This window comes from Streptodolium elevatio, from assembly GCF_053592165.1.
This window is the reverse complement of sequence record NZ_JBSFVE010000019.1, coordinates 185495-195596: the sequence shown is the minus strand read 5'-3', so window position 1 is coordinate 195596 and position 10102 is coordinate 185495. Positions and strand designations below refer to the sequence as shown.

General features: G+C 73.2%; 7 protein-coding genes and 1 pseudogene. All 8 read right to left on the bottom strand.

The features are described 5' to 3' along the window. Positions 1 to 337: 337 nt before the first annotated feature. Positions 338 to 781 (bottom strand): hypothetical protein, encoded by a 444-nt coding sequence (locus tag ACWD12_RS30300; RefSeq protein ID WP_435839102.1) that lies wholly within the window; start codon positions 779 to 781, stop codon positions 338 to 340. A 93-nt stretch (positions 782 to 874) separates the two neighbouring features. After that, complete coding sequence (gene proB, locus ACWD12_RS30295) at positions 875 to 2005, bottom strand: glutamate 5-kinase (RefSeq protein WP_450102211.1); 1131 nt, start codon at positions 2003 to 2005, stop codon at positions 875 to 877. Positions 2006 to 2042: 37 nt separating this feature from the next. Beyond that, entirely contained in the window at positions 2043 to 3485 is a 1443-nt protein-coding gene (gene obgE, locus ACWD12_RS30290) for a GTPase ObgE (RefSeq protein ID WP_358356731.1), read from the bottom strand. 88 nt (positions 3486 to 3573) lie between these two features. Beyond that, positions 3574 to 3828 carry a 50S ribosomal protein L27 gene (rpmA, locus tag ACWD12_RS30285; protein WP_358356729.1) on the bottom strand — a complete coding sequence of 85 codons (255 nt, stop codon included), beginning with the start codon at positions 3826 to 3828 and terminating at the stop codon, positions 3574 to 3576. A 5-nt stretch (positions 3829 to 3833) separates the two neighbouring features. Continuing rightward, positions 3834 to 4151, bottom strand: coding sequence for a 50S ribosomal protein L21 (gene rplU / locus ACWD12_RS30280; RefSeq protein WP_358356727.1), 318 nt, complete (start codon positions 4149 to 4151; stop codon positions 3834 to 3836). 273 nt (positions 4152 to 4424) lie between these two features. Continuing rightward, entirely contained in the window at positions 4425 to 7979 is a 3555-nt protein-coding gene (locus ACWD12_RS30275; protein ID WP_450102210.1) for an Rne/Rng family ribonuclease, read from the bottom strand. Positions 7980 to 8163: 184 nt separating this feature from the next. Next, a complete protein-coding gene (locus ACWD12_RS30270) occupies positions 8164 to 8997 on the bottom strand; it encodes a TIGR03936 family radical SAM-associated protein (protein ID WP_450102209.1) in 834 nt (277 codons plus the stop codon). A 98-nt stretch (positions 8998 to 9095) separates the two neighbouring features. Further along, positions 9096 to 10102, bottom strand: a pseudogene (locus ACWD12_RS30265) (hypothetical protein); the annotation flags it as partial.

Sequence of the window (10102 nt, the reverse complement as noted above, 5' to 3'; positions counted from 1 at the left end):
ACCTCGCCGGCTTCAAAGTCCCCAAATACATCGTCGTCACCGACACCCTCCCCAAAAACCCCAGCGGCAAAATCCTCAAACGCGAACTACGTGGCACGTACGCGCACTTGGCGGAGGCAGACAAGTAGACCGGGGGGTCTTCAACGTCCCGTCGGGCAGCCCGCGGGCCGTGGTGCGTGCGCGCCGGGGCCAGGCGGCAAGGTCCGCCACACGGCGACTTGGGCGGGCGAAAGAGGGCCACCGGGCCCGGCGCGGGCCCGGAGCGTGCCGCGGTTCGCGGGCCCGGCGGCCCAACGGGACTTGGAAGTCGCGGCTCAAGCGGTCTCCCCGAGGCCGCTTAGAACGGCTGTACACCGCCCGGCACGATCGGGCCGCCGCCCGGCGACTTGGCGCGCTGCTGCCACGTACCGCGGTCGACGACCTCAAGACCGATGATCTCCCAGGGCGGGAGGCCCGCCGAGCGGCGGTGTTCGCCCCACAGGCGCAGGGCGAGCGCCGCCGCGTCCTGGAGGTCGCGGGCCTCTTCCCAGTAGCGGATCTCGGCGTGGTCGGCGGCGTAGCGGCCGGCGAGCAGGAACGGGTGGTCGTGGGCGAGGCGTTCGAGCGCTCTGCGTATCTCGTCCGAGGGAACCGCACCACCCGCGACGGTCAGGGTGATGTGCCACATCCGGGTCTCCTCGACCCGGATCGCCTCGTCCCCGCCGAGGCCGCCCTCCGGCGTCGCGTTCGGGCGCACCGACGGCGCGGCCTCCCAGGGCAGTTCCCTGCCACGTCCCTGCACTGGTCCGCCTCCCGTCGATGACGTGGGGCGGCTCCCCGGCGGCGTGGTCCCTGCCGCCGGGGCCTGCACAGTGCCGCCCCCGCGTCGCGTGCGTCAGCGGCGCAACAGCACCAAGTCGTCGCGGTGCACGACCTCGCGCTCATACGCCGGCCCCATTTCCCGGGCCAGCTCGTGGGTGGAGCGGCCCAGGAGCCCGGGGAGTTCCTTAGCATCAAAGTTGACCAGCCCGCGGGCGATGATGTGACCGTTTTCGTCGACAAGGTCCACCGGGTCGCCCGCGACGAACCCGCCCTCGACGGCGGTGATGCCGGCCGGCAGCAGCGACTTGTGGCGCTCGACCACCGCGCCGACCGCGCCCTCGTCCAGGACCAGGCGGCCGCGCGCGGTGGTCGCATGGGCGAGCCAGAGCAGGCGGTCGGCACCGCGTACACCCGTGCGGTGGAAGAAGGTTCCGGTCTGCTTGCCGGTCAGCGCCTCGGACGCGTGGCGGGCCGCGGTGAGCACGACGGGGATGCCCGCGGTGGTCGCGATGCGGGCGGCCTCGACCTTGGTGACCATGCCGCCGGTGCCCACGCCCGCGCGCCCGGCCTTGCCGATCTCGACGCCCTCCAGGTCGGCGGCACCGCGGACTTCGGGGATGCGGGACGAGGTGTGGCGTACCGGATCGCCGTCGTAGAGGCCGTCGACGTCGGACAGCAGCACCAGCAGGTCGGCGCGTACCAGGTGGGCGACCAGCGCGGCGAGGCGGTCGTTGTCGCCGAACCGGATCTCCTCGGTGGCCACCGTGTCGTTCTCGTTGACGACGGGCAGAACCCCGAGGTTCAGCAGGCGGTCCAGGGTCTGGTACGCGTTGCGGTAGTGCGTACGCCGCGTCATGTCGTCGACGGTCAGCAGCACTTGGCCGACCCGCAGGCCGTACCGCGCGAAGGACGCGGTGTAGCGGGCCACCAGCAGCCCCTGTCCGACACTCGCCGCCGCCTGGGCGGTGGCGAGGTCGCGCGGTCGGCGGTCGAGTCCCAGCGGCGCGAGGCCGGCCGCGATGGCGCCGGACGAGACGAGGACGATCTCGGCTCCCTCGGCGCGCTTCGCGGCGATCACGTCGACGAGCGCGTCGACGCGGTCCGCGTCGAGGCCGCCGGCGGCGGAGGTCAGGGACGACGAGCCGACCTTGACCACGATGCGGCGTGCGGAGGTGACGTCCTCACGCCGATCAGGGACTGACATGCGCGGTGCTCCACTCCCCCGGCCATGGCCGGGTCGGTCACTCGTTGCCGAAGGGGTCGAATTCCTCGTACTCGCCGCGGATGGACTCGCGTTCGCGGCGGCGCTGCACGGCCGGGCGCTGCTCGTCGAAGCGGTGGTCCTCACCGCGGCGGCCCAGCATCTCGGCGCCGGTCGCGACGGTCGGCTCCCAGTCGAAGACGACGCCGGACTCGTCGTCGCCGATGACAACCTCGGCGCCGGGGCGCGCACCCGCGTCGAACAGCGCCTCTTCGACACCGAGCCGGGCGAGCCGGTCCGCGAGGTAGCCGACCGCCTCGTCGTTGGCGAAGTCGGTCTGGCGCACCCAGCGTTCGGGCTTGGCGCCGCGCACGATGAAGGCGTCGCCGCGCCGGGTGACGGTGAAGCCGCTGTCGTCGACGGCGGCCGGCCGCAGCACGATGCGGGTCGCCTCCGGCGGCGGGGCGGCGTCGCGGGCCTGCTGGACCAGGCCGGCCATCGCGAAGGACAGCTCGCGCAGGCCCTTGTGGCTGACCGCGGAGACCTCGTACACCTTCAGGCCGCGGCCTTCGAGTTCGGCGCGCACCAGGTCGGCGAGGTCGTGGCCGTCGGGGATGTCGGTCTTGTTGAGGGCGACCATGCGCGGCCGGTCGTCGAGGCCGCCGTACGCGGCAAGCTCCGCCTCGATGGTGTCGAGGTCGCTGATCGGGTCGCGGCCCGGCTCCAGCGTCGCGCAGTCGAGCACGTGCACGAGCGCCTTGCAGCGCTCGACGTGCCGCAGGAACTCCAGCCCGAGGCCCTTGCCCTGGCTCGCGCCCGGGATGAGGCCGGGCACGTCCGCGACGGTGTAGACGACGTCGCCCGCGGTCACCACGCCGAGGTTGGGCACGAGCGTGGTGAACGGGTAGTCGGCGATCTTGGGGCGGGCCGCGCTCAGCGCCGCGATCAGGCTCGACTTGCCCGCGCTCGGGTAACCGACGAGTGCGATGTCGGCGACGGTCTTGAGTTCGAGAACGTAGTCGCCGCCCTCGCCGGGCTCGCCGAGCAACGCGAAACCGGGGGCCTTGCGGCGCGGCGAGGCCAGCGCGGCGTTGCCGAGGCCGCCGCGGCCGCCCTGGGCCAGCACGAAGCGGGTGCCGTTGCCGACCAGGTCCTCGACGACCTCTTCCTTGCCGCCGGGCAGGAGGCGCTTGACGACGGTCCCGTCCGGGACGGCGAGCACCAGGTCGCTGCCGTCGGCGCCGCTGCGGTTGCCGCCCGCGCCGGGCTTGCCGGAGGTGGCCTTGCGGTGCGGCGAGTGGTGGTACTCGAGGAGGGTCGTGACGTTGGGGTCGACGACGAGCGACACATCGCCGCCGCGGCCGCCGTTGCCGCCGTCGGGGCCGCCGAGCGGCTTGAACTTCTCGCGATGGACGGAGGCACACCCGTGGCCCCCGTTACCCGCGGCTACGTGCAGAACCACGCGGTCGACGAAGGTGGTCACTTGTACCTCCAGCAGTTTTTTGCGGCAAAGACCGAAGGCGGACCGTGGATCGGTCCGCCTTCGGGTCGAGCAAGGGGGTCCCTGGGCCTTAGGCCGCCGGGACGATGTTCACGACGCGGCGTCCGCGGCGCGTGCCGAACTCCACCGCACCGGCGGCGAGCGCGAACAGGGTGTCGTCGCCGCCACGGCCGACGTTGGCACCCGGGTGGAAGTGCGTGCCGCGCTGGCGGACGATGATCTCGCCCGCGTTGACGACCTGGCCGCCGAAACGCTTCACGCCGAGCCGCTGGGCGTTGGAGTCACGGCCGTTACGGGTGGACGATGCGCCCTTTTTGTGTGCCATGTCCTCTACTTCTTCCCGGTCTCGATGCCGGTGACCTTCAGCTGGGTGTGCTGCTGGCGGTGACCCATGCGCTTGCGGTAGCCGGTCTTGTTCTTGTACTTCAGGATGTCGATCTTCTTGCCCTTGGTGTGGTCGACGACCTCGGCCGTCACCTTCACACCGGCGAGGACCCACGGGTCGCTCGTCACGGACTCGCCGTCGACCAGGAGCAGGACGGGAAGCTCGACGGTCTCGCCGGCCGCAGTCTGCACTCGGTCGGCCTGGAAGACATCGCCGACGGCAACCTTGTGCTGCCTACCGCCGGCGCGAATGATCGCGTACACCGCGAACTCGCTCTCTGTTCGATCGGAGTCCCTGACGCCAGCCGTCTCCGACCGATGCCGGGCGGCCTCCCCCGGCGCAGACGCCGGGAGGTGGGTGCTCAGGAACTTGGCATAAACATGCCGAGGGTCAAGAGTACGGATCAGTTCCGCACCCGGTCAAACCGGGTCCCGGCCGCGCGGCGCGGGACCCGTCGGGGGCCCGACCTGGGCCCGACCCCCGACGTGGGTGTCGCTGTATGCCGCCGCTTTCCCAGCCGGCGTCGTACCGCTGGGCTAGTTGCCGGGCGCGGACGCCGAGACGGGCTCGGCGGCGGGCTCGGCGCCGTCCGCGGCCTCGCCCTCGGTGGGCGTGGCAGCGGTCGGTGCACCGGCCGGGCGGGTGGCCCGACGCGGCGCCTTGCGGGTGCGCTTCGCCGGTGCTGCGGGCTGCTCCGCCGGTGCCGCGGAGTCCCCGGAGGGGGCGGCCGCGGGTTCGGCGGGTGCCTGCTCGGCCGGGGCCGATTCGGCCGGCGACGAGTCCGTCGATGCGGTGTCGGCCGCATCCGCTCCGGCGGCGACGGACTTGCGGGTCGACTTCTTGGCGGCGGTCTTCTTGGCAGCCGTCTTCTTCGCCGCGGTCTTCTTGGCGGCCGTCTTGCGCGGGGCGCGCTTGGCGGCCTTCTTCGGGGCCTCTTCGGCGTCTGCATCGGCCTCGGCGCTGCCGGCCTCGACCGTCTCCGCGGCTTCGTCCGCAGACTCGGTCGACGCGGCCTCTGCCGACTCCACCAGTTCGGCGGGCTCGACCAGTTCGACCGGCTCCGACTCCGCCGCGACGACGATCTCGGCCTCGGCCTCGACCGGCACCTCGGTGTCGGCCTCGCTGTCGGCGTCCCTTTCGACGAGTTCCACGACCTCGATCGGCTCGTCGGTGTCGACGGCGTCCTCGACATCGACCACGTCGATGATCTCGATCGGCTCGTCGGCCGCGACCGTCTCGGCCAGCTCGTCGTGCGTGTGCTCGTGGGCGCCGTTGCCGTTGCCGTTGCCGTTCCCGCCGCCCTTGCCCCGGCGGCGCCGGCTCGAGCCGCCGGACTTCTGCTCGGGCGTGTCCATGCGTACGAGCACACCGCGCCCGTTGCACTTGTCACACGTCTCGGAGAACGCCTCCAACAGCCCCTGGCCGACCCGCTTGCGCGTCATCTGGACCAGGCCGAGCGAGGTCACCTCGGCGACCTGGTGCTTCGTACGGTCCCGGCCCAGGCACTCCAGCAGGCGCCGCAGCACCAGGTCGCGGTTGCTCTCCAGCACCATGTCGATGAAGTCGATGACGATGATGCCGCCGAGGTCCCGCAGCCGGAGCTGGCGGACGATCTCCTCGGCCGCCTCCAGGTTGTTGCGGGTGACCGTCTCTTCGAGGTTGCCGCCCTGCCCGGTGAACTTGCCGGTGTTGACGTCGACCACGACCATCGCCTCGGTGCGGTCGATGACCAGCGAACCGCCGCTGGGCAGCCACACCTTGCGGTCGAGCGCCTTCATCAGCTGCTCGTCGACGCGGTAGGTCGCGAAGACGTCCGTCTCGCTGAACCACTTCGACAGGCGCGGGGCCAGGTCGGGGGCCACGTGCGCGACGTAGTTGTGCACGGTCTCCCACGCCTCGTCGCCGGAGACGACGAGCTTGGTGAAGTCCTCGTTGAAGATGTCGCGGATGACCCGGACCGTCATGTCCGGCTCGCCGTACAGCAGCGCGGGCGCGTTGGCCGTCGCCGCCTTCTTCTTGATGTCCTCCCACTGCGCCTGCAGACGGGTGACGTCGCGCGCCAGCTCCTCTTCGCTCGCGCCCTCGGCGGCGGTACGCACGATCACGCCCGCGTCGTCGGGAACGATCTTCTTGAGGATGGTCTTCAGGCGCGCGCGCTCGGTGTCCGGCAGCTTGCGGCTGATGCCGGTCATCGTGCCCTCGGGCACGTACACGAGGTAGCGGCCCGGCAGCGAGACCTGGCTGGTGAGGCGGGCGCCCTTGTGGCCGATCGGGTCCTTGGTGACCTGCACCAGGACCGACTGGCCGCCCTTCAGGACCGCCTCGATGCGGCGCGGGGAGCCCGCGTCGAAGTTGACCTCGCCGGCGTAGAGCACCGCGTTGCGGCCCTTGCCGATGTCGACGAAGGCGGCCTCCATGGACGGCAGCACGTTCTGGACCTTGCCCAGGTAGACGTTGCCGACGTACGAGGTGGCCTGCTCCTTGTTCACGTAGTGCTCGACGAGGACGCCGTCCTCCAGCACGCCGATCTGGGTGCGCTCACCGGTCTGGCGCACCACCATGACGCGCTCGACCGCCTCGCGGCGGGCCAGGAACTCGGCCTCGGTGATGATCGGCACGCGGCGGCGGCCCTGCTCGCGACCCTCGCGGCGGCGCTGCTTCTTGGCCTCCAGGCGCGTCGAGCCCTTGACGCTCTGCACGCCGTCGCCCACGTCCTCGCCCTCCGCTACGCGGTCGGCCCGGCGGGCGCGCGGCTCGCGGACCTTGACCACCGTGCGCTCGGGGTCGTCGGCGGCGGGCGACTCGCCGTCGGCGCCGTCGCGGCGGCGCCGACGGCGACGGCGACGGCTGGTGGTGGTCGCCGAGTCGTCGTCGTCCTCGTCGGCGCCCTGGGCGTCGCTCGCACGGGGCTCGGCGTCCTCGGCGTCCTCGTCGGACTCGTCGGACTCGTCACCTTCGTTCTCGCCGTCGGCCCGTTCGGCGTCGCGGCCCCGACGGCGGCGGCCACCGCGGCGGCGGCGCCGGGTCGGGCGGTCGCCGGACTCGTCGCCCTCGGCGTCGTGGTCGGTGTCGGCCTCGCCCTCGGCGCCCTCGGCCTCCGCCTCGGCGTCGTCCTCGGCCGCCGGGCGCCCGGCGCCCGGACCGGCGACGGTCACGCCGGGAATGCTCGCGGCGGCCTCGGCGGCCGGGTTGCGGCGGGTGCGGCGGCGGCGGGTGCGCGGCTCGTCGGCCGGCTCCTCCGCGTCGTCGTGCTCGTCGTCCGCCACGGCGGCCGCCGGCGTGACCGCGCGGGCGGTGTGGGCCTCCGGGGCCTGGAACAGGGGCTGGAAGACGGCAGGCGCCGCACGGCGGGTACGCGTGGGTGCCGGCGCCTCCTCCGGCTCCGGCTCGGCGGCGGCCTCAGGGGCCGCCTCGGGCGTGGTCTCCGCCGCGGTCTCGGCAGGCACGGACTCGGGCTCGGGCTCGGCGGCCACGCGCTTGCGGGTACGCCGCGTCCGGCGCGGCGCCGTCTCGGCCTCTTCGGCCGCGGCCTCCTCGACGGGGGCAGGCGCGTCGGCAGGCGCGGCCGTCTCGGGCTCGACGGTGGCGGCGGTCGCGGGCTCGTCCTCGGGCTCGGCAACCACGCGCTTGCGGGTACGCCGGGCCCGGCGCGGTGCCGGCTCGGGTTCCGGCTCCGGCGCGGCTTCGGCGGCCGCGTCGGCTTCCGCTTCGGCCGCCTCTTCCTCCGCCGCGGCATCCGCGTCCGGCTCGCCGGTCGGCTCGGGTGCCGCCTCGGCGGCAGGGGTGTCCGCGGCCGCAGCTATGGCCGGTGCGACATCGGCGTCGGCAGGGGCGCCGGCCGTGTCGGGCGTGTCAGTGGTGTTGGTGCTGTCGGTCGTGTCGTCGGTCCCGGTGCTGGGCTTGGGCGGCCCGGCCGGTCGGCTCGCGGCCCGGCGGCGGCGCCGCGCGGGGGCAGCGGGGGCTTCTGCCCCGGCGTCCGCCGAGGGCGCGCCCGCACCCGTGTCCGAGGTGGATGTGGAGTCGTTGGATGTCGCGGTGTCGTGCGGCTGGGCGTCGTCGGACGCCGCACCGTTCGGCTCGTTCTCGAGCATGCGGGTCTGTCTCCCGTCACGCTTCCGGGCGCTCCAAGGAGGGCGCCGCACAGAAGCTCGTCTCTCGCTCGCCGACCCCGCACCTGGCAGGGCCGACGAAAGTCTGTCGGAATGCGCCCCTGGCACCCGGTAGTTCCGGGCCGAGGCGTCGACGGCGGTCCGTGGCTTCGGCTCCGCCCCGTGTCTACGGCTCCTCGTTCCCCGTCGAGGTCACCGCATGCTCGGGCGCGAGCGGATCGGTCACCGCACCGGTCGCGGTGTCGAGCGGCCCCTGCGCCAAGCGAGTCACCGCGGCGGGAACGGGCGGCGCGAGGTCGGCGACCAAGCGGAGACCGGACAGAACGTCGTCGGGTCGGACGGCGGGTGTGGTGTGCCGTACAACCAGTCGCAGTATCGCACAGGGTCGGTCGCCGCTCCCATCGACACCCTGGTGACCTGCGTCAATCTCATCATCGGACGCATGGGACCCATCCGCCCCGTCCGATGCGGCGGAAGGAGCGTCCGTGTCCAGCGCGGCCACGGCGGCCCGCGCGTCGAAGGCGCGCATGCCGTTCTTGGTCATGCGTTCGACCTCGACCGATTCCGCGGCCATGAACACCTCGACCGCCTTGCGCGCCGTCTCCGGCTCGACGTCGGGCAGCCGGATGTCCCACACCGACGCCTGCAGCCGCTCGGCGAGGTTGCCGGGCGCCGCCTCCACGACCTCCAGCACGTCCAGGCCGGGCGGCAGCGAGGAGTCGAGGAGTGCCCGGATCTCGTCCGGCTCGCAGCGCCGCACGACCGAGATCTCCAGGTACTCGGCCTCGCTGGCCACGCCGGTCGGCGCGGCGCCCGCGTACGACACCTTGGGATGCGGCGTGAAGCCGGCGGAGTAGGCCATCGGCACCTCGGAACGACGCAGCGCCCGCTCGAAAGCGCGCTGGAAATCCCGGTGGCTGGTGAACCGCAGGCGGCCGCGCTTGGCGTAGCGCAGGCGCAGTTTCTGGACGGCCGGAGCGGGCGGCGGTCCTTCGGGCATTCGGCGTGCCAGGGCTACTCAGTCCTCAAGTAGTGCGATATCAGGGATGAACTCTGGCTCCAGGGTACGGGGAGCACGCGCCCGCGCGGACCCCGCCGTCACCGGCCGCCGCGCCGCATCGAGCGGGTCACGTCCTTGACGGTCTGGCCGACGCTCTTCCGGGCCTCGCGGATGGCGGCGCGCGTGTCGGCCGCGGCCTGGCGCGTCGCGCGTACGGCCGACCGCGCCGCGCGCCCGACGCCGCCGAACGCCGACTTCGCGGCACGGCCGATCGGGGCGAGCACCGCGCGGTACGCCGCGGTGAACGGCCACACCAGCACGCGCCACACCTTGACCGCCGCGCGTCCGGCCCACCGGACCGCTTCGCGCATCGCCCTGCCGATTGGCAGGACGACGTACCGCCATCCGGCCGCGAACGGCCACGAGATCACGCGCCACAGCCAGCGCAGGACACGCATGGAACGGTTGCCGGCCCACACGAAGGCGGTCTTCAGGGCACGGCCGAGCGTGCCGCCGCCCTTGCGCACGCCGCGCCCGACCTGGCGGAACGGCCATATGACCGCTTTGACGACCCAGCGGCCGGCCTTCGCCACCGCGCCGCCGGCCCAGACCAGAGGCGCGCGTACTCCCCGTCCCAGCCAACACAGGCCCCGCCACAATTGGCGGAAGGGCCAGGTGAGGACCAGCGCCGACATGCGGACCGCCCATACGAGGGCGCCTCCGAGCGCGGCCAGGGCGGCAGAGATGCCACGACCGACAGCCGCGAGCGGATGCCGCAGCCACATGAGCCCGCGCCAGATCTGCGCGAGGGGCCAGATGAGCCCCTTGCCCAGCAGCACCAAGCCGCGCCCGAGCCACACGAATGCGCGGCCCAGCCAGTCCAATGCCGTACGCCAGACCGCACGCAGTCCGCGCCCGAGCGCGCACAGACCGCGCCACACCTGCACGAGCGGCCACGCCAGGACGGCCCCGAAGGACCGCAGCAACGAGCGCACCCACGGCCCGAGGCGCCGCAGCCCGGCCCAGAGTTTGACGAACGGCCAGGCCAACGCGCGGCCGAGCGTCGCGATGCCGCGGGCCAGCCACGGCCCGAGCCACATCAGCC

Coding starts and splice junctions, on each gene's coding strand:
- proB (WP_450102211.1), bottom strand. CDS start 2,005: ATGTCAGTCCCTGATCGGCGTGAGGACGTCACCTCCGCACGCCGCATC.
- rpmA (WP_358356729.1), bottom strand. CDS start 3,828: ATGGCACACAAAAAGGGCGCATCGTCCACCCGTAACGGCCGTGACTCC.
- ACWD12_RS30275 (WP_450102210.1), bottom strand. CDS start 7,979: ATGCTCGAGAACGAGCCGAACGGTGCGGCGTCCGACGACGCCCAGCCG.
- ACWD12_RS30270 (WP_450102209.1), bottom strand. CDS start 8,997: ATGCCCGAAGGACCGCCGCCCGCTCCGGCCGTCCAGAAACTGCGCCTG.